Source organism: Kitasatospora sp. NPDC001660 (assembly GCF_053596725.1).
Genome location: NZ_JBSFGU010000010.1, coordinates 137,828 through 161,696 on the forward strand (window position 1 = coordinate 137,828; position 23,869 = coordinate 161,696).

The 23,869-nt window shown below is 70.8% G+C and carries 24 protein-coding genes; 12 read left to right on the top strand and 12 right to left on the bottom strand.

The features are described 5' to 3' along the window. Positions 1-202: 202 nt before the first annotated feature. Positions 203-1,567 (bottom strand): hypothetical protein, encoded by a 1,365-nt coding sequence (locus ACWCXH_RS14075; protein WP_449801682.1) that lies wholly within the window; start codon positions 1,565-1,567, stop codon positions 203-205. A 224-nt stretch (positions 1,568-1,791) separates the two neighbouring features. Here ACWCXH_RS14075 and ACWCXH_RS14080 point away from each other — a divergent pair, with 224 nt between their 5' ends. From ACWCXH_RS14080 to ACWCXH_RS14110, 7 genes are all read left to right on the top strand, one after another. Further along, a complete protein-coding gene (locus ACWCXH_RS14080) occupies positions 1,792-2,220 on the top strand; it encodes an ATP-binding protein (protein ID WP_449801683.1) in 429 nt (142 codons plus the stop codon). Beyond that, positions 2,217-2,402 carry a hypothetical protein gene (locus ACWCXH_RS14085; RefSeq protein WP_449801684.1) on the top strand — a complete coding sequence of 62 codons (186 nt, stop codon included), beginning with the start codon at positions 2,217-2,219 and terminating at the stop codon, positions 2,400-2,402. The genes ACWCXH_RS14080 and ACWCXH_RS14085 overlap by 4 nt, the downstream gene beginning before the upstream one ends. A gap of 348 nt (positions 2,403-2,750) precedes the next feature. Then, positions 2,751-4,673 carry a nucleotidyltransferase domain-containing protein gene (locus tag ACWCXH_RS14090; RefSeq protein WP_449801685.1) on the top strand — a complete coding sequence of 641 codons (1,923 nt, stop codon included), beginning with the start codon at positions 2,751-2,753 and terminating at the stop codon, positions 4,671-4,673. Further along, the gene (locus ACWCXH_RS14095; protein WP_449801686.1) at positions 4,670-5,794 is read left to right on the top strand and encodes a hypothetical protein; all 1,125 of its coding nucleotides are present in this window, start codon (positions 4,670-4,672) and stop codon (positions 5,792-5,794) included. Before ACWCXH_RS14090 ends, ACWCXH_RS14095 begins: the two co-directional genes overlap by 4 nt. Then, entirely contained in the window at positions 5,772-6,566 is a 795-nt protein-coding gene (locus tag ACWCXH_RS14100) for an SDR family NAD(P)-dependent oxidoreductase (protein WP_449801687.1), read from the top strand. Before ACWCXH_RS14095 ends, ACWCXH_RS14100 begins: the two co-directional genes overlap by 23 nt. Positions 6,567-6,602: 36 nt before the next feature. Next, on the top strand, positions 6,603-7,034 hold the full coding sequence (locus ACWCXH_RS14105) for an NUDIX hydrolase (RefSeq protein WP_449801688.1): 432 nt from the start codon (positions 6,603-6,605) through the stop codon (positions 7,032-7,034). Between the two features lie 164 nt (positions 7,035-7,198). Further along, the gene (locus ACWCXH_RS14110; protein ID WP_449801689.1) at positions 7,199-8,116 is read left to right on the top strand and encodes a hypothetical protein; all 918 of its coding nucleotides are present in this window, start codon (positions 7,199-7,201) and stop codon (positions 8,114-8,116) included. Positions 8,117-8,337: 221 nt separating this feature from the next. Here the strand turns inward: ACWCXH_RS14110 and ACWCXH_RS14115 are convergent, their stop codons facing one another. The 8 genes from ACWCXH_RS14115 to ACWCXH_RS14150 are packed head-to-tail and all read right to left on the bottom strand — an operon-like array spanning position 8,338 to position 15,103. Continuing rightward, complete coding sequence (locus ACWCXH_RS14115; RefSeq protein WP_449801690.1) at positions 8,338-8,712, bottom strand: metal-sulfur cluster assembly factor; 375 nt, start codon at positions 8,710-8,712, stop codon at positions 8,338-8,340. 22 nt (positions 8,713-8,734) lie between these two features. After that, on the bottom strand, positions 8,735-9,181 hold the full coding sequence (sufU, locus tag ACWCXH_RS14120; RefSeq protein ID WP_380610990.1) for a Fe-S cluster assembly sulfur transfer protein SufU: 447 nt from the start codon (positions 9,179-9,181) through the stop codon (positions 8,735-8,737). Between the two features lie 17 nt (positions 9,182-9,198). Next, complete coding sequence (locus ACWCXH_RS14125; protein ID WP_449801691.1) at positions 9,199-10,458, bottom strand: cysteine desulfurase; 1,260 nt, start codon at positions 10,456-10,458, stop codon at positions 9,199-9,201. Continuing rightward, a complete protein-coding gene (gene sufC, locus ACWCXH_RS14130; protein WP_224280614.1) occupies positions 10,455-11,219 on the bottom strand; it encodes a Fe-S cluster assembly ATPase SufC in 765 nt (254 codons plus the stop codon). Before sufC ends, ACWCXH_RS14125 begins: the two co-directional genes overlap by 4 nt. Positions 11,220-11,225: 6 nt before the next feature. Next, positions 11,226-11,543 carry a bifunctional 3-phenylpropionate/cinnamic acid dioxygenase ferredoxin subunit gene (locus ACWCXH_RS14135; RefSeq protein ID WP_449801692.1) on the bottom strand — a complete coding sequence of 106 codons (318 nt, stop codon included), beginning with the start codon at positions 11,541-11,543 and terminating at the stop codon, positions 11,226-11,228. A 5-nt stretch (positions 11,544-11,548) separates the two neighbouring features. Beyond that, positions 11,549-12,778, bottom strand: a complete 1,230-nt coding sequence (gene sufD, locus ACWCXH_RS14140; RefSeq protein ID WP_449801693.1) for a Fe-S cluster assembly protein SufD — start codon at positions 12,776-12,778, stop codon at positions 11,549-11,551. 57 nt (positions 12,779-12,835) lie between these two features. Continuing rightward, on the bottom strand, positions 12,836-14,251 hold the full coding sequence (gene sufB, locus ACWCXH_RS14145; RefSeq protein ID WP_030290241.1) for a Fe-S cluster assembly protein SufB: 1,416 nt from the start codon (positions 14,249-14,251) through the stop codon (positions 12,836-12,838). Between the two features lie 9 nt (positions 14,252-14,260). Then, entirely contained in the window at positions 14,261-15,103 is an 843-nt protein-coding gene (locus ACWCXH_RS14150; RefSeq protein WP_449801694.1) for a helix-turn-helix transcriptional regulator, read from the bottom strand. A 164-nt stretch (positions 15,104-15,267) separates the two neighbouring features. Here ACWCXH_RS14150 and ACWCXH_RS14155 point away from each other — a divergent pair, with 164 nt between their 5' ends. Both ACWCXH_RS14155 and ACWCXH_RS14160 read left to right on the top strand, forming a co-directional pair. Continuing rightward, positions 15,268-16,197: an ABC transporter ATP-binding protein gene (locus ACWCXH_RS14155; RefSeq protein WP_449801695.1), complete on the top strand. Its 930-nt coding sequence runs from the start codon at positions 15,268-15,270 to the stop codon at positions 16,195-16,197. After that, on the top strand, positions 16,194-16,994 hold the full coding sequence (locus tag ACWCXH_RS14160) for an ABC transporter permease (protein WP_449801696.1): 801 nt from the start codon (positions 16,194-16,196) through the stop codon (positions 16,992-16,994). The genes ACWCXH_RS14155 and ACWCXH_RS14160 overlap by 4 nt, the downstream gene beginning before the upstream one ends. Positions 16,995-17,068: 74 nt before the next feature. Here the strand turns inward: ACWCXH_RS14160 and ACWCXH_RS14165 are convergent, their stop codons facing one another. Continuing rightward, entirely contained in the window at positions 17,069-17,761 is a 693-nt protein-coding gene (locus ACWCXH_RS14165; protein ID WP_449801697.1) for an LAETG motif-containing sortase-dependent surface protein, read from the bottom strand. A 368-nt stretch (positions 17,762-18,129) separates the two neighbouring features. On the opposite strand from ACWCXH_RS14165, the gene ACWCXH_RS14170 reads away from it, so the two are divergent. Further along, a complete protein-coding gene (locus ACWCXH_RS14170) occupies positions 18,130-19,101 on the top strand; it encodes a COX15/CtaA family protein (RefSeq protein WP_449801698.1) in 972 nt (323 codons plus the stop codon). A 71-nt stretch (positions 19,102-19,172) separates the two neighbouring features. Here ACWCXH_RS14170 and ACWCXH_RS14175 read toward each other — a convergent pair whose 3' ends face one another. Beyond that, positions 19,173-19,511, bottom strand: coding sequence for a hypothetical protein (locus ACWCXH_RS14175; RefSeq protein ID WP_449801699.1), 339 nt, complete (start codon positions 19,509-19,511; stop codon positions 19,173-19,175). Between the two features lie 72 nt (positions 19,512-19,583). Between ACWCXH_RS14175 and ACWCXH_RS14180 the strand changes: the two genes are divergently transcribed. Continuing rightward, positions 19,584-20,225, top strand: coding sequence for a DUF2461 domain-containing protein (locus tag ACWCXH_RS14180; RefSeq protein ID WP_449801700.1), 642 nt, complete (start codon positions 19,584-19,586; stop codon positions 20,223-20,225). A gap of 80 nt (positions 20,226-20,305) precedes the next feature. Here the strand turns inward: ACWCXH_RS14180 and ACWCXH_RS14185 are convergent, their stop codons facing one another. Further along, on the bottom strand, positions 20,306-21,253 hold the full coding sequence (locus ACWCXH_RS14185; protein WP_449801701.1) for a heme o synthase: 948 nt from the start codon (positions 21,251-21,253) through the stop codon (positions 20,306-20,308). A 449-nt stretch (positions 21,254-21,702) separates the two neighbouring features. On the opposite strand from ACWCXH_RS14185, the gene tkt reads away from it, so the two are divergent. Then, entirely contained in the window at positions 21,703-23,802 is a 2,100-nt protein-coding gene (tkt, locus tag ACWCXH_RS14190; RefSeq protein WP_449801702.1) for a transketolase, read from the top strand. The last annotated feature ends 67 nt before the right edge of the window (positions 23,803-23,869 follow it).

Sequence of the window (23,869 nt, forward strand, 5' to 3'; positions counted from 1 at the left end):
CCCGCTGGATGCGATCCAGCGGGGCGGAGCGCTGCCAGCTGGGAGAGTTCGAGTACGGGCACCGGGCGCGCCGATCAGCCAGGCATCGATGCGGACGAAGTTCATGGCGGCACCGGTGTAACCGACGTCCGGCAGTTTTATATCTGGGGCGGCCACCCCGTGGGTGGCCGCCCCAGAGCCCGCTCACTGCACCGCTGGCCGCTCAGGTCAGGAAGGCTACTGCTCGCTCATCGAGCTCCTGAGCTGCCGAGGCTCCGCGGTTCTTGAACTGGGCGAGGCTCTTGCGCATCTCCATCACCGAGCGACGGGTCCGGGCGGACTGCACGCCGGCCATGGCGTCGAGTGCACGGTTCCAGGTCGCGCATGCCTGCTCGATGCCGCCGTTGGCGAGTTCCATCTCGGCTTGGGCAACCAGGTCGAGGGCGAGGATGCGTGCATACGTCGTGGCCGGCCGCGTTGCGGCGGCCGCTGCGTAGTTCTCGGCCGCTCCCTTGCGATCGCCGAGACGGGAGAAGACCTTGGCGCTCCGGGAGTTGACCATGGCGCGGGCTGGCCCCCAGGAGCGGGCCCAGAACGGCACGTCGTCTCCGTTCGAGGCCTCCAGCAGGTCCTGGGCACGCTGGATGGCCTGAATCGCCGGGCGCCGCTGGTTGGTGGCGGCGAGGCCGTGGGCGTGGGTGATGGTGAAGATGGCCTCGGTGCCGGCGTCCACCCGCCCGGTGGCACGCGACAGCGCGCTCTCGGACAGGGCGAACGTCTGGGCGGGGTGGCGGAGCTTCATGCCTTGCTGGGCCAAGGTCCTTAGGACGAAGGCGTCGTGGCCGACGATCTCGGACTCGACGGCGAGCGCGTACGACTGGTGGTAGTAGCGCTGAGCGAGGCCCTGTTCGCCGGCGTCGTACGCCTTCCAACCGGCCAGGTGCACGCCGACTGCTGCGGCGGAGAGCATCTGCTGGCGGTCCTCGTGGGTGCGAAAGGTGCCCCGGCACAGGGCGGCGACATCGGATCGCAGGTACTGGATCAGGGCGGAGCGGCCGTGCTGGCCGCCGTGGCGCTCGTCGATCTCGGTGAACATGCTGATCATGTCGCGGACGGCGGCGACCTCGGCGGCCCCGGCGACGGCGCCGCTTCGAACAGCTGCGGTGCGTTCGGCGCTCTCGCGGACGTACTCCAGGGGCAGGTGCATCGCGGCGACGGAGTACGCCGAGGCGGCCAGGAACTTTCGTCGGTCCAAATCAGCTCTCCACACCCGTGCGAGGACGCCCACCGGGTCGGGGCCGATGGACAGCCCGAGGCCCGGATCGGATTCTTCCACCGACCGTAGCCCGAGTTCGGCTGGGGTGTAGAGCCGTCCCGTCTTGCGGAACAGCGCCTCACAGATGAATGCGGGAGTGTCGCCCTCCGGATCGGCGCCACGCAGCCACTTGTGGACCGTGGACGGGTTCGTCCGCAGGTGGACACCGACCTCGGCCGCCACTCGGACGACGCCTCGGGCGAGGGCGTCGAAGGTCATGTCGGCGTCGGCAATGGCCGCTTCGAGCTGGTGGTTCGTCACAGGCTGCGCCATGACCACTCCCTTCCTCGGCGCCGGGTGGCAGTAAACACGGTAAAGACAACCGACCATCCGAGACAGGGACTTGGGCGAAGGAACGCCGGTTGACTTGGTGTCAGCCGCTCGGGTCGAGAGTCGACACCGGCTCCAGGGAAGCCTCGGGCGGCTGACTCCGACCGCTGCCGCCCGGACAGCCCCCGCTGTCCGGAGCAGACAGCCCTGGCGACCAGGAGCGGACCGTGACCACCGAGACGCTGACCAGAACGGAACCACTCGCGCGGCCCACGACGGCCAAGCTGCCGTACGAGCCGCAGTCCGCCTCTGCGGCGCGCCGGCTGGTCCGCGACGCGCTCGCGGACTGGGAGCTGGGTCACCTGGCCGACGACGCCGAGTTGGTCGTCACGGAGCTGGTCTCCAACGCGGCCAAGACCGGCTGCATGACCGAGATGCGGGTCGGCGTCGCCCGGGTGACCAATCGCGCCGGCCAGGCCGTGCGGATCTCCGTACGGGACGGATCCCGTGCCCTGCCGGTCCTGATCGGCGCCGCCCACGACGCGGAGTCCGGCCGCGGCTTGGCCCTGGTTGATCGCTTGGCCGTTGTCTGGGGCGTCGACCTGGAGCCGCACGGCAAGACGACGTGGGCGGACATCGCCGTGGACCGGGCGTGAGCGGCCGACACCGCAGCGCAGACCGCGACCCGGTGGGCACCACGCTCACCGCGCTGTGGGTACTCGGCCATGCCGTCGTCCTCGGGCTGCTGTCGATCCCGATCCAGCACGACGTCGAGGCGGACGCCATGGACCGCGCTGGCTCCTCCACGTCGGTGCCGGACACACTGCCGCCCACCTGACCCCAATACCCCCCGCCTCGGCATCCACCGCACACCGGCCCGAGGCGGGACCGGCGGCTCGGGTGAACCCCCGCAGCCGGAGCCGCCCACATTCGCCGGCCTCGGCGACCCGCCGGGCCGGAATCCCATCGCACCGAAGGGAGATTCGACATGCCGCAGATCGCCGTACCGATCTCGGAGGCCCCGCAGCCTCCGCCGCCCCCGCCGCCTCCGCCCCCACCGCCGCCGGGTCCGCCGCAGCCGCCGTACCCGGGCCGGTAGCCCGATCCGGCCCTCGGCCGGGCGTCATCGCGGCGCCCGGCCGAGGGCCGCTGCCCCACAGACGTTGTGCAGTCCCTGGAGGAAATCGTGTCCATCTCCCCTGAGCACGACCCCACGCCTTCCCGGCCCGTCACGATCGCGTTCAGCGGTCCCGACAACGTCGGCAAGACCAAGCAGATCGGCATCCTGGCCCGCCGACTCGGCCCCGCTGGCCACGCCACCGGACCGCTGGACGACTACGACCCGCGCTGGGACGGCATCAAGTCCACTGGCATGGGCGCCTGGTGGTTCGAGCGCGGCCCGATCGAGGAGGTGACCGACGTGCTCGCTAGCTCCTACCTGGAGCGTTCCCGCGGGCCCGCCGCCGCGCCCGTGCGCCTGATGGACCGGGGCATGCCGATGCTGGAAGCCTCGCTGGCCGCGACCGTCGCAGTGCGCGAACGGCTCGACCCCGAGGAGGCCGCGGAGCGGGCCGGCAAGCTCCTGGAGCCCTATGCCGCCGACGTGCGCGTCGCTGAGGCGGCCGAGTACGGCATCGTGCTCCTGCACGACGACGATCTGGTGATCGGCACCTCCCGCAGCCTCTCCCGCGAGCGGCACGTCACCCCGATCTACGCGGACTACCAGCGGCACCTCCACCTGCAGATGCACCGCCTGGTCGGCGAAGGGCGGTGGGCCGAGACCATCGTGATTGGCGAGCGCCGGGTCGTGGCTGTCCAGGACGAGATCCGCCGGGTTCTGCACCCGGTCACCCCGGTCGTGCCGCCTCGCGCGTTGCCGGGGGTGCGGGTGGTCGCGCTCGGCGGCATGTCGGAGAGCGGCAAGAGCACGGTCGGCGAGTACCTGCGGGTGAGGCACGGATACGCCCGCCTCAAGATCGGCTACCTGATCGAGGACGCCGCCCAGCGCGGCGGCATCGCCACCCCGTACGAGATCCCGGCGGTGGTCCGCGCCGAGCTGCTGGTCGACGCCCTCGACCGGTTCTGTGCGGCCCACCACTTCCTGGACCACATCACCATCGAGTCCCTGCACGACCAGGACGCGACCGCCGAACTGCGGCGGATGCTCGGCGAGCAACTGACCGTGGTGTACGTCGACGCGACGCCGGAGGTCCGGACCGAACGCGGCACCGCCGGGCCCGAGGACGTGGTCGAGCGCGACGCCGTCAAGGGCCGCCGTGGTGCGGCCGGGATCGCCTCGCTCGCGCAGGAGGTCATCGACAACAACCACAGCCGCCTGCACCTGGAGCGCCGCCTCGACGGGATCGCCCTGGCCCGCCGGTGGCCGCTTCGCAGGCCGGCCACCACGCCGGTGAACACGCTGGGCCTGCCCGTCCACCTGGAGTCCTACCTGTCCGAGCTGCTGGACCGCACCACCGTCCAGGTGCCGCCGGTCATCGACCTCCTCGCTGTGACCGGCAGCGGAGCCCGAGGCAAGTACCAGCACGGGTGGTCCGACCTGGATGTCTTCGTCGTCGCAGAGCAGGACAGCCTCCCCAGGCTCCGGCAGGCCCTCGCCGAACTCGAAGCCGAACTCGGTGGCGTCAAGCTCGGCCTGACCGTGCTGACCCAGGACGAGTGCCGCACCGGGGCGGTCACCTCCCGCCTGCTGCACGTCCTCATGCTGATCGGCTCCGGCTCCCTCGTGCCGCTCTGGTGCCGCCCCGGCCTGGCCCTGCCCGCCCCGGACGCGGCTGGCGATGTAGCGGCCAGCGTCGAGGCCGGTGTGCAGGCCGCCATCGAGATCCGCCGCCAGCTCCTCAAGGGCGCTCCCGACCTCCGCGCCTTGTTCAAGATCACCGCTCTGCTGGCCAAGGTGATGCTCCGCTTCGAGGGCACCGAACGCGCCTCGGACGACGACGCGCTGGGCGTCTTCCTCGACCGCGAGCCCGCCACCGACGCCGACCTGCGCCGCCAGGCCCGCGAGGACCGCGAGAAGGCGGTGGATCTGGCCAACATCGTCCTGGGCCACTGGCTGGGGACCATCGCCCTACCGACGAGCCGCCCATGAACGACCCCGCCACCCCCGCCTTCCGCAAGATCCTCGCCCCCGCCGCAGCGGAGGCCGAGGTCCAGGGCTGGCAGGCCACCGCCCGCACGCTGCTGGTGCCCCGGCTGCTGGGCCGCAGCCGGGCAGCGGGCAAACACGTCGTGGCCTACGAGGACGTGTTCGCCACCGGCCGGTGCAGCATGCTGCTCGGCGACGTCATCGCCACCGCCGACCGGCACGTGAGCGCCCTGCCACGAGTCACCGCGCTGATCGACGCCGTCTGCGACAGCCTGCTCGCCGCAGTCGCCGACAGCGGTCGCGCCGCGCAGCTCACGAATTGCGTGCCCGGCCTCTACCTGGACCGCATCCGTCCCAGCGGGCGGATCGACACCTGGTACCTGTCCGGCCAGCTCGCCGTCCCCGCCCCGCGCACAGACCAGCCGCTGCCCATGCACGCTCTCACCGGCCACATCCTCGTCGTGAACGGCGTCCCGATGCGGCTCGACCTGCCTGCCATCATCTGGGAAGCCCGCGAAGCACTCTGCTCCGCCCGTACCTGGGTTACCGCGCTCACCCAGGGCGACCCGACCGAGCCGAACATCGCCGACCCGCTGTGCTGGCTCGACTTCGAGTACGCCGGACGCAACACGCTCGCCGGGGAAATCGCCATCCTCCTCTGGTACCTGCTGGGCATGGGTGGCTGGCTCGTACCGACCTACCAGCCCGACGTGTACGCCCGCACCCTGCCGCTGCACCTTCCGCCGGTCACCACCCCGCACCTCGAACACGTCGACCACGACGAGCGCCACCGCCGCCTGGAAGTCCGCTACACCTGGGCGGTCGGCGCCGGGCGCCAAGCCGCAATCGACCGCCTGCTGAAGCGTGTTCGCGCCGACCTCGCGCCCGCCGCCGGGCTGGACCCGGACCGCTTCCTCGCCCAGATCCGTTACTTCCTCGCCCTCCGGATCCTCGGCGTGATCCCGCCGGGCCGCCTCACCGGCCACGACCTCCTCCTGCTCCTGGCCAAGCTCGCCGAGACCCAGCAGCCCGAGACCATCTGCGAGACCTTCACCTGCACCCAGCCCGCGCCGGCCACCGGCCCCGACTATCGGACCGACGATGACCACACCCATGCCGCTTGAACTGCCCATCGCCGCCCTGCCGCTCCAAGGCCGGGTGGCCCTGGTCACCGGCGGAGCCACCGGGATCGGCGCCGCGATCGGCCGAGCCCTGGCCGCCGCCGGCGCCTCCGTCGCCGTCAACCACCTCGCGCAGATCCACCAGGCCCGCACCGTGCTCGCTGACGTGCGGCGCGAGGGCCGCAGCGGCATCGAGGTCAGCGCCGACCTCACCGACCCGAACGCCGTCGCCGCGCTGGCCAGTCAGGTCGAGTCCGAACTCGGGCCGGTCGACGTCCTCGTCAACAACGCGGGCGCCTACCCGCGCATCCCATGGGACGAGCTCGGCGAGGACGAGTGGGCGCGCGCCATCGAGTCCAACCTGACCATTCACTACCGCACTTGCCGGGCCATTAGCCCCGGTATGGCCGCCCGCCGGTGGGGCCGGATCGTCAACGTCGGCAGCGTCAACGCCCGCGCCGGCCGCCCCGGACTCACCGCCTACAGCACCGCCAAGGCCGGACTCCTCGGCCTCACCAGGTCGCTGGCCAGGGAACTTGGACCGGCTGGGATCTGCGTGAACACTGTCGTACCCGGGGCCATCCAGGTCGAGGCGGAGAACGACCTGCCCGCCCACCACCGAGCCCGACCCGAGGACCAGATCCGTCGCCAGTGCGTCCAGCGCCGAGGCCGCCCCGAGGACGTCGCCGCCGCGGTCGCCTTCCTCGCCGGCCCCAGCGCGTCCTTCATCACCGGCCAGTCGTTGCACGTCGACGGCGGCTGGCTCCTCCACTGACCCGCCCCACACCACCGAGACCAGGAAGAGACCACCATGCAGCACCGCGTCCGCGCCGTTCTCCTCACCCCGAACGACACCATGCTGCTGATCAAGCGCATCCGCCCCGGCATCGACCCGTACTGGGTGATTGTCGGCGGCAAGATCGAACCGACCGACGCCAGCCCCGAGGAGGCCCTGCTGCGCGAGGTCCGCGAGGAGATCGCGGGCGAGGCGGAGATCCTCAGCCTCCTCCACACCATCGAGGCCGACGACGAGCGCCAGGACTTCTACCTCGCCAGCATCGAGAAGTGGAGCTTCGAGGACCGCACCGGGCCAGAGTTCAGCCAGGAAGGCCGGGGCGAGTACCTCCTGGAGGAGATCCCCCTCACCACCGAAGCCCTCGACGCGACCAACCTCCTGCCCCAGGAGATCGCCACGGTCCTCCGCGAGGCGGTCGGACGCGGGGTCCATCTCGCCGCCAGGTAACCGCAATTCGGTAGCTACGTCAGCGCACTGGTCACGCACTGAATGTCGCGAACGTCTCACACTGCGTCAAGTGTCGTGGTATGTTCCGTAATCCAACCGAAAACAGGTGACCCCGGCGGTGCTGGTAACACCCCGGGGTCCGGCAACAGGAGCTGACACTCCCGATGCGCGTCCATCGTAGCGCCCACGTGCGCAACTTCACCGTGCTGCCCAACGCCCTGCTCCAGTACCGGCGGCTGAGCTACACCGCCCGAGGCCTGCTCGCCGACCTCCTATCCCGCCCCGACAGGTGGCGCGAGGACGGACGGCACATGGCCGACACCAGCCCCCAGGGCCGAGGCGCGATCCGCAAGGCCCTGAAGGAGCTGACCGAGGCCGGCTACTACCGGATCGAGAAGATCCGCATGCCCGACGGCACGATCATCACCGAAACCCACGTCTACGACACCCCGCAGCTCGCGCCACCGGGTACCACCCGTCCGGTTCCCGGCGGAGCGGCCACCGGCGGTGCTGACGCCCTCGTAAAGGACCGGGCGAAAGAAACCTCCCTCCCCACCGGGCGGGCCGAAGAGCCGCAGGCGAGGACGGGAGGACAGAAGGAAGACGCTGAACAGGAGCCTGCGGTCGTGCCGGACGAGCAACTCCGCGAAGCGGTGGCCACCCTGTTCCGCGTGATCCGCCCCGAGCCCCGCCTACGCCTGGGCGAGGCCGAAGCACGGGAACTGGCACCCTTGGTGGCGCAGTGGCTGGCGCGCGGCTGCACCGCAGCCGACCTCGCGCACGCCCTGCTGCCGGGCCTGCCCACTCCGATGCACTCGGCGGCCGCCGTGCTCCGCTACCGTCTGGAGCACAAGATGCCGCCCGCCCGGCCCGTTGCACGGCCACCGGCCCGATACGCCGAGTGCGCCAAGCGCCACGACACCGTGCCACGACCGGGCATTTGCCGTCCGTGCGCCGGCCTGACCACCCGAGCCCCCGCGGCCCGCAAGGGCGCGGACGTGGCCACCGCAGGTGCCGCCCGAGTCCGAACTGCCCTGTACTCCGCAAGAACCGGCAGTCGGCCTGCACACATCGCAGCCTGAGACACGCTCTCCCATCAGCCCGAACGGGCACCGGTGGGACAGGGTCCTCTCGCTTCCGACGGGTGGGGGGGTGGATGGTGGGGAACGGCGGTGAACCTGCTCAACGAAGCAGATCACGTGCGGGTGTTCACCCGGCGGCGGGCCAAGCGGGGGCACGGAAACACCGCTGCCGCGCAAACCTTCCGGTTTGCGCGGCAGCGGGTTAACAAATGGCCCGTCCGTCAGACGTTGAAGCCGAGGGCGCGCAGCTGCTCACGGCCGTCGTCGGTGATCTTGTCCGGGCCCCACGGCGGCATCCAGACCCAGTTGATCCGCAGGTCCTTCACCAGGCCGTCGGTCGCGGTCTTGGCCTGGTCCTCGATGACGTCGGTCAGCGGGCAAGCCGCCGAGGTGAGCGTCATGTCGATGGTGGCCACGTCCGACTCGTCGATGTGGATGCCGTAGATCAGGCCCAGGTTGACGACGTCGATGCCCAGTTCGGGGTCGACGACGTCCATCAGGGCCTCGGTCAGGTCCTCGACGGAGACGGTGCCGGCGGTGGTGCCGACGATGCCGCCCGGCTGCTCCTCCACAGCGGAGGGGGTTTCGTCACTCATGGTCTGTCCTCCTCTGCTCGGGTCAGTCGTTGGCGGGGTGGGCGAGGGCCTGGGCGGTGGCGTCCTTCCAGGCCATCCAGCTCAGCAGGGCGCACTTGACCCGGGCCGGGTACTTGGAGACGCCGGCGAACGCGACCGCGTCCTCCAGCACCTCCTCGTCGCCCTCGCCCTGGCCCTTGCTCTGCATCAGCTCCAGGAAGGCCTCCTGGACGGCCTGCGCTTCGCCCACCGTCTTGCCGACCACCAGGTCGTTCAGCACCGAGGCGCTGGCCTGGCTGATCGAGCAGCCCTGGGACTCGTAGGACACGTCGGCGACCGTCGCGCCGTCGAGCTTCACCCGGAGGGTGATCTCGTCGCCACAGGTCGGGTTGACGTGGTGCACCTCGGCGTCGCCGTCCCGCAGCCCCTTGCCGTGGGGGTTGCGGTAGTGGTCCAGGATGATGTCCTGGTACATCGAGTCGAGCTTCATGTCCTGCGCCTGTCCCGTCAGCCGAAGAAGTTCCGGACGTGGTGCAGGCCGTCGATCAGCGCGTCGACCTCGCCCGGCGTCGAGTACAGATAGAACGACGCCCGCGTGGTCGCCGGAATTCCGTACCGCAGGCACACCGGCCGCGCGCAGTGGTGGCCGACGCGCACGGCGATGCCCTGCTCGTCCAGCACCTGGCCCACGTCGTGCGGGTGGATGTCGCCGAGGGTGAAGGAGATCGCGGCGCCGCGGTCCACGGCCGTGCGCGGACCGATGATCCGCAGGTCCGGGATCTCCAGCAGGCGCTCGACCGCGTACGCGGTGATCGCGTGCTCGTGCGCGGCGATCTTCTCCATGCCGACGCCCTGGAGGTAGTCGATGGCCGCGCCGAGCCCGACCGCCTGGGCGATCGGCGGGGTGCCGGCCTCGAACTTGTGCGGCGCCGGGGCGTAGGTGGACGAGCCCATGGTGACGGTCTCGATCATCTCGCCGCCGCCGAGGAACGGCGGGAGGTCCTCCAGCAGCTCCTGGCGGCCCCAGAGCACGCCGATGCCGGTCGGGGCCAGCATCTTGTGACCGGTGAAGGCGACGAAGTCGGCCTCCAGCGCCTGCACGTCCAGCACCATGTGCGGGGCGGCCTGCGAGGCGTCGATGACGACCAGCGCACCGACCGACTGGGCCTTGCGCACGATCGTCTCGACCGGGTTGACCGTGCCGAGCAGGTTGGAGACCAGGGTGAACGAGACCACCTTGGTCTTCTCGGTGATCAGCTCGTCGATGTCGGACAGGTCGAGCCGGCCCTCGTCGGTCAGCCCGAACCACTTCAGCTTCGCGCCGGTGCGCTGCGAGAGCAGCTGCCACGGGACGATGTTGGAGTGGTGCTCCATCTCCGTGATGACGATCTCGGAGTCGGCGTCCACCCGGTACGGCTCGTCCGCCCAACCGAGCATGTTGGCCACGAGGTTGAGCGACTCCGAGGCGTTCTTGGTGAAGATCACCTCGTTGCGGCTCGGCGCGTTGACGAACGCCGCGACCTTGTCGCGCGCGCCCTCGTACAGCGCCGTGGCCTCCTCGGCGAGCACGTGCACGCCGCGGTGGACGTTGGCGTTGTGCTGCTCGTAGTAGGCGTTCAGGGCCTCCAGGACCTGGCGCGGCTTCTGCGAGGTGGCCGCGTTGTCCAGGTAGACCAGCGGCTTGCCGTCGTGCAGCACGCGCTGCAGGACCGGGAAGTCCTTGCGGATCGCGTCGGTGTCGAGCAGACCGGTCAGCGTATGGGTCACTCGGAAGCGCCCCCCTTCACGTACGCCTCGTAGCCCTCGTCCTCCAGCTTGTCGGCCAGCTCGGCACCGCCGGACTCGACGATGCGGCCGCCCGCGAAGACGTGGACGTAATCGGGCTTGATGTACCGCAGGATGCGGGTGTAGTGGGTCACCAGCAGGGTGCCGACCTCGCCGGTCGAACGAACCCGGTTGATGCCCTCCGAGACGATCCGCAGTGCGTCGACGTCCAGGCCGGAGTCGGTCTCGTCGAGGATCGCGATCTTCGGCTTGAGGAGCTCCAGCTGGAGGATCTCGTGGCGCTTCTTCTCACCGCCGGAGAAGCCCTCGTTGACGTTGCGCTCGGCGAAGGCCGGGTCCATCTGGAGGGCGGCCATCGCCTCCTTGACCTCCTTCACCCACAGACGCAGCTTCGGGGCCTCGCCGCGGACGGCGGTGGCGGCGGTGCGCAGGAAGTTGCTCACCGAGACGCCCGGGACCTCGACCGGGTACTGCATGGCGAGGAACACGCCGGCCTTGGCGCGCTCGTCGACGGACATCTCCAGGACGTCCTCGCCGTCGAGCAGCACCGAGCCGCCGGTGACGGTGTACTTGGGGTGGCCGGCCAGCGAGTAGGCCAGGGTGGACTTGCCGGAGCCGTTCGGACCCATGATGGCGTGGGTCTCGCCCTGCTTCACGGTCAGGTCGACGCCCTTCAGGATCTCGCGCGGGCCGTTCTCGGCCTCGACGGAGACGTGCAGGTCGCGGATTTCAAGGGTTGCCATGTGTACTCAGGACTCCTGGTTGACGGAGACGAGCACATCGTCCCCTTCGATCTTTACGGGGTAGACAGCGACCGGCTTGGTGGCGGGCAGGCCGGAGGGCTTGCCGGTGCGCAGGTCGAAGCTGGAGCCGTGCAGCCAGCACTCGATCATGCAGTCCTCGACCTCACCCTCGGAGAGCGAGACGTTCGCGTGCGAGCAGATGTCGTTGATCGCGAACACCCCCTCGTCGGTGCGGACGACGGAGACCGGCACGCCGTTGAGGTCGACGCGCTTGGGGACGTCCTCCTGGAGGTCGCTCAGCGCGCAGGCACGGAGATACGTCATCGGGCTCAGACCGCCGCTTCCAGCTCGGCCTCGATCTTCTCCATGAGCTGGTCCTGGACCTCGGCCACCCCGATCTGCTGGAGCAGCTCGGCGAAGAAGCCGCGCACGACCAGGCGGCGGGCCTCGTCCGCGGGGATGCCGCGGGCCTGCAGGTAGAACAGCTGCTCGTCGTCGAAGCGGCCGGTCGCGGAGGCGTGGCCGGCGCCGACGATCTCGCCGGTCTCGATCTCCAGGTTCGGGATCGAGTCGACCCGGGCGCCGTCGGTGAGCACCAGGTTGCGGTTGAGCTCGTAGGTGTCGGTGCCGAGGGCGGCGGCGCGGATCAGCACGTCGCCGACCCAGACCGCGTGGGCGTCCTGGCCCTGCAGCGCGCCCTTGTAGGCCACGTTCGACCGGCAGTGCGGCGTGTCGTGGTCGATGATCAGGCGGTGCTCCAGGTGCTGGCCGGCGTCGGCGAAGTAGAGGCCGAACAGCTCGGCCTCGCCGCCGGGGCCGGCGTAGTTGACCCGCGGGTGGAGGCGGACCAGGTCGCCGCCGAAGGTGACGACGACGGACTTGAACGAGGCGTCGCGGCCGACCAGTGCGTTGTGCTGCGCGGCGTGGACGGCGTCGCGGTCCCAGTCCTGGACGGAGACGAAGGTGAGCTTCGCGCCGTCGCCGACCAGGAGTTCGACGTTGGCGGCGCGGGTGCCGGTGCCGACGTGGTTGATCACCACGACGGCCTCGGCGAACGGCTTGACGTCGATCACCACGTGGGCGAAGCGGACCCCGCCCTCGGCACGCACGTCGATCCGGACCGGCTCGGTGAGCACCGCGTCCTTGGGCACGGTGACGACCAGGGCCTGCTCGAAGGCGCTGAACGCCTGCGCGGCGACCCGGTCGACCGGCTTGCCGGCCTTGCCCAGGCGGGCGTCGTCGCGGCCGACGGTCTCGGCGGTCACGCCCTCGGGCAGCGTGAACTCGACCTTGTCCTCACCCTTTTCGGCCGAGACGGCGGTGCCGTCGTGCAGCCCGCCGAGGCGGTGCAGCGGCGTGAACCGCCAGTCCTCCTCGCGGCCGTGCGGCACCGGGAAGTCGTTCACGTCGAAGGACGGCTTGACCGCGACGCGCGCGTCGATCGGCTGCTGGACCGTGGCCCGGCCGGTGCCGGGGCCGGCGAGCTGCGCGCCCGCGCCGGCGGTGCCGACCTCGATCGAACCGGCGGTGGTGGAGCCGGTGGTGTTCTGCTCAGCCATGGCTGTTCGTAGTGCTCTCTTCCTCGGAAATCAGTGGACGGCGGTGGCGGTCGGGGGTCAGCCGACCGCGCCCTCCATCTGCAGCTCGATCAGCCGGTTGAGCTCCAGCGCGTACTCCATCGGCAGCTCACGCGCGATCGGCTCGACGAAGCCGCGGACGATCATCGCCATGGCCTCGGTCTCGGTCAGGCCGCGGCTCATGAGGTAGAACAGCTGGTCCTCGCTGACCTTGGAGACGGTCGCCTCGTGGCCCATGGACACGTCGTCCTCGCGGACGTCCACGTAGGGGTAGGTGTCCGAGCGGGAGATGGTGTCGACCAGCAGCGCGTCGCACAGGACGTTGGACTTGGCGCCGTGCGAGCCCTCGCCGATCTCGATCAGACCGCGGTAGGAGGTCCGGCCGCCGCCGCGCGCCACCGACTTGGAGACGATGTGCGAGGAGGTGTTCGGCGCCATGTGCACCATCTTGGCGCCGGCGTCCTGGTGCTGGCCCTCGCCGGCGAAGGCGATGGACAGGGTCTCGCCCTTGGCGTGCTCACCCATCAGGTAGACGGCCGGGTACTTCATCGTGACCTTGGAACCGATGTTGCCGTCGACCCACTCCATGGTCGCGCCCTCGTACGCCACGGCGCGCTTGGTGACCAGGTTGTAGACGTTGTTCGACCAGTTCTGGATGGTCGTGTAGCGGCAGCGGCCGCCCTTCTTGACGATGATCTCCACGACCGCCGAGTGCAGCGAGTCGGAGGAGTAGATCGGCGCGGTGCAGCCCTCGACGTAGTGGACGTACGCGTCCTCGTCGACGATGATCAGCGTCCGCTCGAACTGGCCCATGTTCTCGGTGTTGATCCGGAAGTAGGCCTGCAGCGGGATGTCGACGTGGACGCCCTTCGGCACGTAGATGAAGGACCCGCCGGACCAGACCGCCGTGTTCAGTGCGGCGAACTTGTTGTCGCCGGCCGGGATGACGGTGCCGAAGTACTCCTTGAACAGCTCCGGGTGCTCGCGCAGCGCGGTGTCGGTGTCCAGGAAGATGACGCCCTGCTCCTCCAGGTCCTCGCGGATCTGGTGGTAGACGACCTCGGACTCGTACTGGGCGGCGACGCCGGCGACCAGGCGCTGCTTCTCCGCCTCCGGGATGCCCAGCTTGTCGTAGGTGGCCTTGATGTCCGCGGGCAGGTCCTCCCAGGACTCGGCCTGCTTCTCGGTCGAGCGGACGAAGTACTTGATGTTGTCGAAGTCGATGCCGGAGAGGTCGGAGCCCCAGGTCGGCATGGGCTTCTTGCCGAACAGCTTCAGGCCCTTGAGACGCAGGTTCAGCATCCACTCGGACTCGTTCTTCTTCGCGGAGATGTCGCGCACGACCTCCTCGCTGAGCCCGCGCTTGGCCGCGGCACCGGCGGTGTCCGGGTCGGCCCAGCCGTACTCGTAATTGCCCAGGCCCTCGAGCTCGGGGTGCGAAACGGTGTCAGTCATGCGAGCTTCCTAACGCGCGGACGCTGAATCTTCGGTGGACGTACCGGCAATCGGCACGGCATCGGAGCCCGGGCCCGCACTGCGCAGGGTGGGCGACGATGCGGCACCGGGTGCCGGCACATAGGTGGTGCAGACCCCGTCGCCGTGGGCGATGGTGGCCAGCCGTTGCACATGGGTGCCCAGGAGCTGGGAGAAGACCTCGGTCTCCGCCTCGCAGAGCTGCGGGAACTGCTCGGCGATGTGCGCGACCGGGCAGTGGTGCTGGCAGAGCTGGGCGCCCGCCGGGGCCTTCGCCGCGGCCGACGGGACCCGCCGCACCGTGGCAGCGTACCCGTCGGCACTCAGCGCCTGGGCGAGTGCCTCGGTGCGCTCGGAGGCGGCGGCCAGCCGGAGGGTTTCCAGGTACTTCTCGCCCTGCTTGCCGAAGCGGGCGCGGGCGAAGGCGGCGACCGCCTCCTCGCCCGCCTTCCCGCCGCCCACCGAGTCGGAGATCCAGCGCAGCGCATCGGCCGCGAGCTGGTCGTACGCCTGGTAGAAGGCGTCCCGGCCACCGTCGGTGAGGGCGAAGACCTTGGCCGGACGGCCCCGGCCGCGGCTGCCGTAGACCCGCTGCTCGCGGGACTCGACCAGGCCGGCGGCGGCCAGTCCGTCGAGGTGGCGGCGGACGGCGGCGGCGGTGAGGCCGAGCCGGCTCGCCAGGTCGGCGGCGGAGGAGGGGCCGTGGTCCAGGATCGACCGGGCGACCCGGTCCCGGGTGGCGCGGTGTCCCTCCAGCAGCACCTCGGCCGCCGTCACGGGCACGTCGCAGTCGGGGGCCGACTCGGCCTCCTGCTGCGTGGTGTGCTCGCGCATGTTTTTCACAACACCAGTGTTGCGTAATTACTTCCGGCAGGACAAGCCGTGATCCAGGCCTCACCCGTGTCATCTGTCACGCAGGTAAGGCTTACCTGGCCTGCGGAAACGATCACCGAGGGCGCCGCGGGGCCCGTCCGTTCGGTGCTCTTACACTCGCCGGTATGCACTCCGAACCCGCGGTCCGGATCGCCGGGCTGGTCAAGCGGTACACCGACAAACCCGCGGTGGACGGCCTCGACCTCACGATCGCACACGGTGCGATCACCGCCGTCCTCGGCCCCAACGGCGCCGGCAAGACCACCACCATCGAGACCTGCGAGGGCTACCGCCGCCCCGACGCCGGCACCGTCCGCGTCCTCGGCCTCGACCCGGTCACCCAGCACGCCGCCCTGCGCCCGCGGATCGGCGTCATGCTGCAGTCCGGCGGCGTGTACGCGGGCGCGCGCGCCGTCGAGATGCTGCGGCACACCGCCAGGCTGCACGCCCACCCGCTGGACGTCGACGCCCTGGTCGAGCGGCTCGGCCTCGGCTCCTGCGGCCGCACGACCTACCGCCGGCTCTCCGGCGGCCAGCAGCAGCGACTCGCCCTCGCCATGGCCGTGGTCGGCCGCCCCGAGCTGGTCTTCCTCGACGAGCCCACCGCCGGCCTCGACCCGCAGGCCCGCCGCGCCACCTGGGAGCTGGTCCGCGACCTGCGCCGGGACGGCGTCACCGTGGTCGTCACCACGCACCACATGGACGAGGCCGAGCAGCTCGCCGACCACGTCGCCATCGTCGACCGCGGCAAGGTCATCGCCACCGGCACCACGGACGAGCTGTGCCGCGGCGGCGCCGAGAACGCCCTGCGCTTCGACGGCCCGCCCGGCCTCGACCTCGGCCCGCTGCTCAAGGAGCTGCCCGAGGGTGCCACCGCCACCGAGAGCGCCCCCGGCAGCTACCGCGTCGAGGCGGCGACCGTCGACCCGCAGCTGCTGGCCACCGTCACCTCCTGGTGCGCGGCCTCCGGCGTCCTCCCCGAGCGGCTCGCCGTGCAGCGCCGCAGCCTCGAAGACGTCTTCCTCGACCTGACCGGACGGGACCTGCGTTCATGAGCGACCGAAGTGAGCGAACCATCAGCACCGTCACCACGGACTACGCCCCCAAGCCCGGTGCCGCTCCGGTCGGCCGGATGCTGCTCGCGCAGACCGCGTTCGAGACCAGGATGCTGCTGCGCAACGGCGAGCAGCTGCTGCTCACGGTCGTCATCCCGACCGTCCTGCTGGTGCTGTTCTCCGCCGTCGACATCGTCGCGGTGGACGGTCCGGGCAAGCGGGTCGACTTCCTGGCCCCGGGCCTGCTGGCGCTCGCCGTGATGTCCACCGCGTTCACCGGCCAGGCCATCGCCACCGGGTTCGAGCGCCGCTACGGCGTGCTGAAGCGGCTCGGCGCGAGCCCGCTCCCCCGCTGGGCGCTGCTGACCGCCAAGACCGGCTGCGTGCTGGTCACCGAGGCGCTCCAGGTCGCGCTGCTGTCGGTGATCGCCCTGGCCCTCGGCTGGTCCCCGCACGGCGACCCGCTTTCCGTGGCCGCGCTGCTGGTCCTCGGCACGGCCGCCTTCTCCGGCCTCGGCCTGCTGATGGCCGGCACGCTCAAGGCCGAGGCGACGCTGGCCGCCGCGAACCTCGTGTTCATCCTGCTGCTGCTCGGCGGCGGGGTGATCGTGCCGCTGACCAAGTTCCCGTCCGCCGTGCAGTCGGTGCTGGAGCTGCTGCCGATCGCGGCGCTCTCGGACGGCCTGCGGTCCGTCCTGCAGACCGGCGCCGGGGTGCCGTGGTCGGACCTCGGGATCCTGGCCGGCTGGGCCGTCGTCGGCCTGGCGGCCGCCGCCCGGTTCTTCCGCTGGGAGTGACCCCGGCCGTCAACGCGCGGCGCCCCCCGGCCACGTGAGGCCGGGGGGCGCCGCCGTTCGGCACCGGTGCCGGGTCAGCCCCGGCTGCCGCCACGGCGCTTGCGGGCGAACAGCACGATCGCGCCGCCGAGCAGCAGCACACCGGCGCCGGCCGCCGCGATGACGGGGGTGGCCGAGCTGCTACCGGTCTGGGCGAGGGCCGGGGCGCTGGTGCCGGGCGCCGGGGCCGGGGTCCTGCTCGGGGTCGGCGTCACGGACGGGGCAGCGGTGCCCGAGGGGGTGGTGCTCGGGGTCGGCGTCACGGACGGGGTCGGCGTCGGCGTGGTGGTCGGCGTCGGAGTCGGAGTCGGAGTCGGCGTGGGTGCCCCGGTGGGCGTGGGGGTCGGCGTCGGCGTGTGGCACGGCTGGATCGTCTCGGACTCGTTGATGTTCCAGCCGGGCTCCGCCGGGGTCTCCGTGGTGGTCACCACGAAGGTCGCCTTGATCGGCGCGGAGTGGTCCTTCACCGGGAAGGTGCCGTGGAACTCCTTGCCGAACCGCTTGTCCAGCACCTTCTCGCCGTCGATGGTGAGGGTGACGTTGTTCGTCACGCTCTCCTTCTCGCTGTACTTGACCAGATCGATCACGATCTTGTCGCAGTCCACCTTCCACGCCGGTACGTGGGCCGAGGCCGTCCCGGCCAGGCTCAGGGGCAGCAGGATTCCGGCCGCCGCCGTGCCGGCCAGTGCCACTGCTCCGATCCCCAAGTGCCGCTGCTGTCGCGCCATTACGCTGTTCCCCTCCGAACGGTCCTGTGCAGCAGGCGTGTTGAGTGCTCCGCGGTGGCCCGCTACGGCTGTCCGGGGGACTCTACCGGCACTCCCGCACCTCGCCACACCCCGCCGTACGACCGGATTTCGTCTGTCGGTCTCACGATGAATGTGCATGACCAGCCCATCACAGCCGCCACCTCGCACAACGCGGAATCGGCGAACCTGAGTGAACTTCGTCATCCGACTGGAAAAACGCACCCGCCGGTGATCAGGTTCAATCACCGGCGGGTGCGACTTCGATCAGACGGCGAACATCGGCGTGTGCCTCCGCTCCGCCGTGCCCCGCCCCAAGATCGGCTGTAAGGCCGCCTACGATTGACCCCGTGCCTAACCCCTTCTCCCTGCTCGCCGACCGCTGGCAGCCGTCCGCCGCGATGGTCCGGCGCGCCGCGTTCGCCGCGCTGGTGATGAGCGTGGTGATCGTCGTCACCGGCGGCGCCGTCCGGCTCACCGCCTCCGGCCTCGGCTGTACCACCTGGCCCCGCTGCACCGGCGACAGCCTCACGCCCACCCCCGAGATGGGCTTCCACGGCATCGTCGAGTTCACCAACCGGATGCTCACCTACGTGCTGAGCGCAGCCGTCGGCTGGGCGATCCTGGCCGCCCGCTGCCACCGCCCCTGGCGGCGCAGCATGACCAAGCTCGGCTGGGCGCAGTTCTGGCTGGTGATGAGCAACGCCGTGCTCGGCGGCATCACCGTGCTGACCGGCCTCAACCCGTACACCGTCGCGCTGCACATGATCGCGGCGATGGCCCTGGTCTGGGTCGCGCTGCTGATGTGGGAGCGGTCCAAGGAGGGCGACGGCCCGGCCAGGCTCTCGGTGGCCCGCCCGATCCACCAGCTCTCGCGCGTCCTGGTCACCGTGGTCGGCCTGCTGGTCGCGGCCGGCACCCTGGTCACCGGCGCCGGCCACCACCCGGGCACCCCGCAGGACAACAAGATCGTCCCGCGCATCCCGGTCGACTACGACCGCCTCGCCCAGTTCCACGCCGACTTCGCGATGGTCTCGGTCGGCCTGGCCATCGCGGTGCTCTTCGTCTTCGCGGCCGTGAAGGCCCCGCAGCCCGCTCGCGCCCGGGCCAAGGAACTGCTCGCCGTACTGCTGCTCCAGGGCGTGCTGGGCTACATCCAGTACTTCACGGACGCCCCCGAGCTGATGGTCGGCCTGCACATGCTCCTCGCCACGCTGACCTGGATCGCCGCACTGCGCATCCCGCTCGCCCTGCGCACCCGCGAGGACGACGCTCCGGCCGCGCCGCTGCCCGTCCAGGCCCCGCAGACCGCCGCGGCCTGAGCCGCCCGGACGCCGAACGGCCCGGTTCCCCCACAGGGAGGAACCGGGCCGTCGTCGTGCGTCTGGGGCGGTCAGCCGCCGAGCTGGATCCCGGCCATCCGCTTCCACTCGTACGGACCGGTCTTCACCTTGAGGGCCAGCTCGCCCTCGAAGTCGTCGTGCAGGGTCAGCCCGGCCAGCTCGGCGGCCCGGCGGCCGACCGCGTAGCTCGGGGCCACCTGGTCGCCCCAGGCGCCGTCCGCGCCGACCACGACGATCCGGGTGGCCACGGCGCCGACGTACTCGACGACCGCGTCGGCGCTGCCGCCGTGCTGCGCGGCGAAGCTGGTCAGGTTCTTGGCGATGCGCTTGGCACGGCGCTCGGTGCGGGCGTCCGGCGCGGCGGCGTTGGCGGTCTCTGCGCTGCTCATGACCGCATGCTACCCACCGGTAGCGGCGCTGGCGACGGGAGCGCCCTGTGCACCGGGCCACATACTGGAGGCGTGACCTTCCAAGGCTGGCCGGCCGAGGCGCTCGACTTCTACGAGCACCTGGAGGCCGACAACTCGAAGACCTTCTGGCAAGCCCACAAGGACCGGTACGACGAGGCCGTGCGCGCCCCGATGGAGGAACTGCTCGCGGAGCTGGAGCCGGAGTTCGGGCCGGGAAAGATCTTCCGGCCCAACCGCGACATCCGCTTCAGCGCCGACAAGTCCCCGTACAAGACGCACATCGGCGCGCACCTGGAGGCGGGCGGCTACATCCAGCTCTCCGCCGACGGCCTGGCCTGCGGCAACGGCATGTACCGGCTCGCGCCGGACCAGGTGGAGCGCTACCGGGCGGCGGTCGCGCAGGACCTCAGCGGCGCCGAACTGGAGCGCGTGATCGCCCGGGTGGAGAAGGACGGCCCGCGGGTGTCCGGCCGCGACACCCTGAAGTCCGCCCCGCGCGGCTACCCCAAGGACCATCCCAGGATCGAGCTGCTGCGCCACAAGGGCCTCGTGGCCTGGCAGGAGTGGCCGCCCGCGAAGTGGCTGGGCACCCGCGCCGCGCAGACCCGCATCACGGCCTTCCTGCGGGCCTCCCAGCCGCTCAGGGACTGGCTGGACGGCCACGTCGGCCCGTCCGAACTCCCCGCCCGCTGAAGCCCCGTGAACGCCGAAGAGCCCCGGTCCACCCGGACCGGGGCTCTTTTTCCGCACCACGGCGGCTACTTCACGAACGGCTACTTCACGAACGGGTCGATCGCGCACACCACGAACAGCAGCGACAGGTAGGTGATCGACCAGTGGAACAGCCGCATCTCCTTCAGCTTCGCGCCGACGACCCCGGCCTTGGCCCGCGCGTACAGCGCGTGCGCCTCGCGCAGCCAGGCCGCGCCGAGCACCACCGCGGCGACCGGGTACAGCCAACTCATGTGCCCCAGCGGCCACAGCGCCAGCGAGACGGCCACCATGACCCAGGAGTAGACGACGACCTGCTTGCCGACCGCCACATTGCCCTTGATCACCGGCAGCATCGGCACACCGGCGCGCAGGTAGTCGTCGCGCACCTTCATCGACAGCACCCAGGTGTGCGGCGGCGTCCAGAAGAACACCACCAGGAACAGGATGACCGCCGCCCAGGACAGGGAGTTGGTGACCGAGGCCCAGCCGACCAGTACCGGCATGCAGCCGGCGATGCCGCCCCACACGATGTTCTGCGAGGTGCGCCGCTTGAGCCCCAGCGTGTAGACGAACACGTAGAACAGCAGCGCGCCGAGCGCGAGCCCGGAGGAGAGCCAGTTGACGCCGAAGCCGAGCAGCAGGGTCGAGACGACGGCGAGGATGATGCCGAACACCAGCGCCTCGCGCGGCGACACCATGCCGGTGACGATCGGCCGCCGCTCGGTGCGCGACATCACCGCGTCGATGTCGCGGTCGATGTACATGTTGAGGGCGTTGGCGCCGCCCGCCGAGAGGTAGCCGCCGATCACGACCTTCAGTACCAGCAGCATGTTCGGAACACCCTGCTGCGCCAGGAACATCACCGGCACGGTGCTCATCAGCAGCAGTTCGATGATCCGAGGCTTGGTGAGTGCGACGAATGCGCCGACACGGGCCCCGAGCGGCCGGTGCGCAGGAGTCGCCCCGGTGACCCCGGCGGGACGGGTTTCGACGGCGGTCACTAACACCCCAACTGAAGATGAATCTTCGCAGGCGTCCAGGGAAACGAAGGTCCCGTAATCGTCCGCTCTGCGCGTACCACGCCACCTTAGACGCTCCATATCTCCCCACCGGCTCCGGGGTCCCCCGGCGAGGCGGAACGCACACCCCTGGGTGAACCCACGAAGTCGGGGCGGTCGCCCCCACCTCCCCCGTCCTGCTCATCGGAGGGGCAGGGCACGTCAAAACAGGAGAGCCTGGGACAAAACGACCCAAGGCGCCATCGTGGGAATCGCCATACCCGAATTCCGGTTGCCCCAGCACGCAGGGTGAGCCCCGGGCCGGACGGTAGGCTCGCACGCAGAAGCGGGATCTACCCTCCGTGACCGGCACCACCAGCGTCGGGACCACAGCGCCGTGGCCGACCGGGTCCCCTTCACGGGGTCACTCTTCACAACGGAAGGAGCCCTGAGACAGGGTGAGCACGACGCCGACGAATGCATTCGAGTGGTCCGAACTGGATGAGCGCACGGTTGACACGGCCCGGGTCCTGGCCATGGACGCCGTCCAGAAGGTCGGCAACGGACACCCCGGGACGGCCATGTCGCTGGCCCCGGCGGCGTACCTGATCTTCCAGCGCTTCCTGCAGCACGACCCCACCGACCCGTCCTGGGTCGGCCGCGACCGATTCGTCCTTTCTCCCGGGCACACCAGCCTGACCCTCTACACCCAGCTCTACCTCTCCGGCTACGGCCTGGAGCTGGACGACCTCAAGGCCTTCCGGGTCGCCGGCAGCCGCACCCCCGGTCACCCCGAGCACGGCCACACCGCCGGTGTCGAGACGACCACCGGCCCGCTCGGCCAGGGCATCGCCAACGCGGTCGGCATGGCGATGGCCGCCCGCTACGAGCGCGGTCTGTTCGACCCGGACGCGCCGGCCGGCGAGTCCCCGTTCGACCACACCGTCTGGGCCATCGTCTCCGACGGCGACCTGGAGGAGGGCATCTCCGCCGAGGCCTCCTCGCTGGCCGGCCACCAGAAGCTGGGCAACCTGGTCGCCCTGTACGACGACAACCACATCTCCATCGAGGGCGACACCGAGACGGCCTTCTCCGAGGACGTCCTCAAGCGCTACGAGGCGTACGGCTGGCACGTCCAGCGGGTCGCCCCGAAGGCGAACGGCGACATCGACGTCGCCGCCCTCGCCGACGCACTGGCCGCCGCCAAGGCCGAGACCTCCCGCCCGTCGATGATCGCTATGCGCACGATCATCGCCTGGCCGGCCCCGGACGCCCAGAACACCGCCAAGGCCCACGGCTCCGCTCTCGGCGCCGCCGAGATCGCCGCCACCAAGAAGGTCCTGGGCTTCGACCCGGAGAAGACCTTCGAGGTCTCCGACAAGGTCATCGAGCACGCCCGTCTGGTGATCAAGCGCGGCAAGGCCGCCCGCGACCAGTGGCAGCAGTCCTTCGAGGCCTGGCGCGCCGCCAACCCGCACCGCGCCGCCGAGTTCGACCGCATCCAGGCCGGCGAACTGCCCGAGGGCTGGAAGAAGGCCGTCCCGACCTTCCCGGCCGGCAAGGAGGTCGCCACCCGCAAGGCCTCCGGCGAGACCCTCAAGGCGATCGGCGCGGTGATCCCGGAGCTGTGGGGCGGCTCGGCCGACCTCGCGGAGTCCAACCTCACCACCATCGACGAGGACAGCTCCTTCCTCCCCGAGGGCAACCCGCTGAAGTCGGCGAGCCCGTACGGCCGGACGATCCACTTCGGCATCCGCGAGCACGCCATGGGCTCGACCATGAACGGCATCGCCCTGCACGGCAGGACCCGCGTGTACGGCGGCACCTTCCTGGTCTTCGCCGACTACATGCGCCCGGCCGTCCGCCTGGCCGCGCTCATGAAGCTGCCGGTCACCTACGTCTGGACGCACGACTCCATCGGCCTCGGCGAGGACGGCCCGACCCACCAGCCGGTCGAGCACCTGGCCTCGCTGCGCGCCATCCCGGGCCTGGCCATGGTCCGCCCGGCCGACGCCAACGAGACCGCCGTCGCCTGGCGCACCGTCATCGAGCGGCAGACCAGCCACCCCGGCCCGGTCGGCCTGGCGCTCACCCGCCAGAACGTCCCGACCTTCGACCGCGAGGTCTTCGGCTCCGCCGAGGGCACCGCGAAGGGCGGCTACATCCTGGCCGAGGCCGGCAACGGCGACCCGCAGGTGATCCTCATGGGCACCGGCTCCGAGGTCCAGCTGGCCGTCAAGGCCCGCGAGGTCCTGGAGGCCGAGGGCATCGCCACCCGCGTCGTCTCGCTGCCGTCGTTCGAGTGGTTCCAGGAGCAGGACCAGGCCTACCGCGACAGCGTGCTGCCGCCGTCGGTCAAGGCCCGGGTGTCGGTCGAGGCCGGCATCGCCCAGGGCTGGCGCGAGCTGGTCGGCGACCACGGCCGGATCGTCTCGCTGGAGCACTTCGGCGCCTCCGCCGACTACAAGGTGCTCTTCGAGGAGTTCGGCCTCACCGCCGAGCGCGTGGTGGCCGAGGCCCACAACGCCCTGCGCTCCCTCGAAGCCGTCAACCGCTAGCCTCCCGGCCGCGTACCCGCCCGCACGCGGGTACGCGGCCCCTCTGACGACCCCACGAAGACAGAAG

Excerpts from the sequence above, each read along its gene's own strand:
- ACWCXH_RS14075 (WP_449801682.1), bottom strand. The coding sequence starts at position 1,567 with ATGGCGCAGCCTGTGACGAACCACCAGCTCGAAGCGGCCATTGCCGAC.
- ACWCXH_RS14095 (WP_449801686.1), top strand. The coding sequence starts at position 4,670 with ATGAACGACCCCGCCACCCCCGCCTTCCGCAAGATCCTCGCCCCCGCC.
- ACWCXH_RS14100 (WP_449801687.1), top strand. The coding sequence starts at position 5,772 with ATGACCACACCCATGCCGCTTGAACTGCCCATCGCCGCCCTGCCGCTC.
- ACWCXH_RS14105 (WP_449801688.1), top strand. The coding sequence starts at position 6,603 with ATGCAGCACCGCGTCCGCGCCGTTCTCCTCACCCCGAACGACACCATG.
- ACWCXH_RS14110 (WP_449801689.1), top strand. The coding sequence starts at position 7,199 with ATGCGCGTCCATCGTAGCGCCCACGTGCGCAACTTCACCGTGCTGCCC.
- ACWCXH_RS14115 (WP_449801690.1), bottom strand. The coding sequence starts at position 8,712 with ATGAGTGACGAAACCCCCTCCGCTGTGGAGGAGCAGCCGGGCGGCATC.
- sufU (WP_380610990.1), bottom strand. The coding sequence starts at position 9,181 with ATGAAGCTCGACTCGATGTACCAGGACATCATCCTGGACCACTACCGC.
- sufC (WP_224280614.1), bottom strand. The coding sequence starts at position 11,219 with ATGGCAACCCTTGAAATCCGCGACCTGCACGTCTCCGTCGAGGCCGAG.
- ACWCXH_RS14135 (WP_449801692.1), bottom strand. The coding sequence starts at position 11,543 with ATGACGTATCTCCGTGCCTGCGCGCTGAGCGACCTCCAGGAGGACGTC.
- sufD (WP_449801693.1), bottom strand. The coding sequence starts at position 12,778 with ATGGCTGAGCAGAACACCACCGGCTCCACCACCGCCGGTTCGATCGAG.
- sufB (WP_030290241.1), bottom strand. The coding sequence starts at position 14,251 with ATGACTGACACCGTTTCGCACCCCGAGCTCGAGGGCCTGGGCAATTAC.
- ACWCXH_RS14150 (WP_449801694.1), bottom strand. The coding sequence starts at position 15,103 with ATGCGCGAGCACACCACGCAGCAGGAGGCCGAGTCGGCCCCCGACTGC.
- ACWCXH_RS14155 (WP_449801695.1), top strand. The coding sequence starts at position 15,268 with ATGCACTCCGAACCCGCGGTCCGGATCGCCGGGCTGGTCAAGCGGTAC.
- ACWCXH_RS14160 (WP_449801696.1), top strand. The coding sequence starts at position 16,194 with ATGAGCGACCGAAGTGAGCGAACCATCAGCACCGTCACCACGGACTAC.
- ACWCXH_RS14165 (WP_449801697.1), bottom strand. The coding sequence starts at position 17,761 with ATGGCGCGACAGCAGCGGCACTTGGGGATCGGAGCAGTGGCACTGGCC.
- ACWCXH_RS14175 (WP_449801699.1), bottom strand. The coding sequence starts at position 19,511 with ATGAGCAGCGCAGAGACCGCCAACGCCGCCGCGCCGGACGCCCGCACC.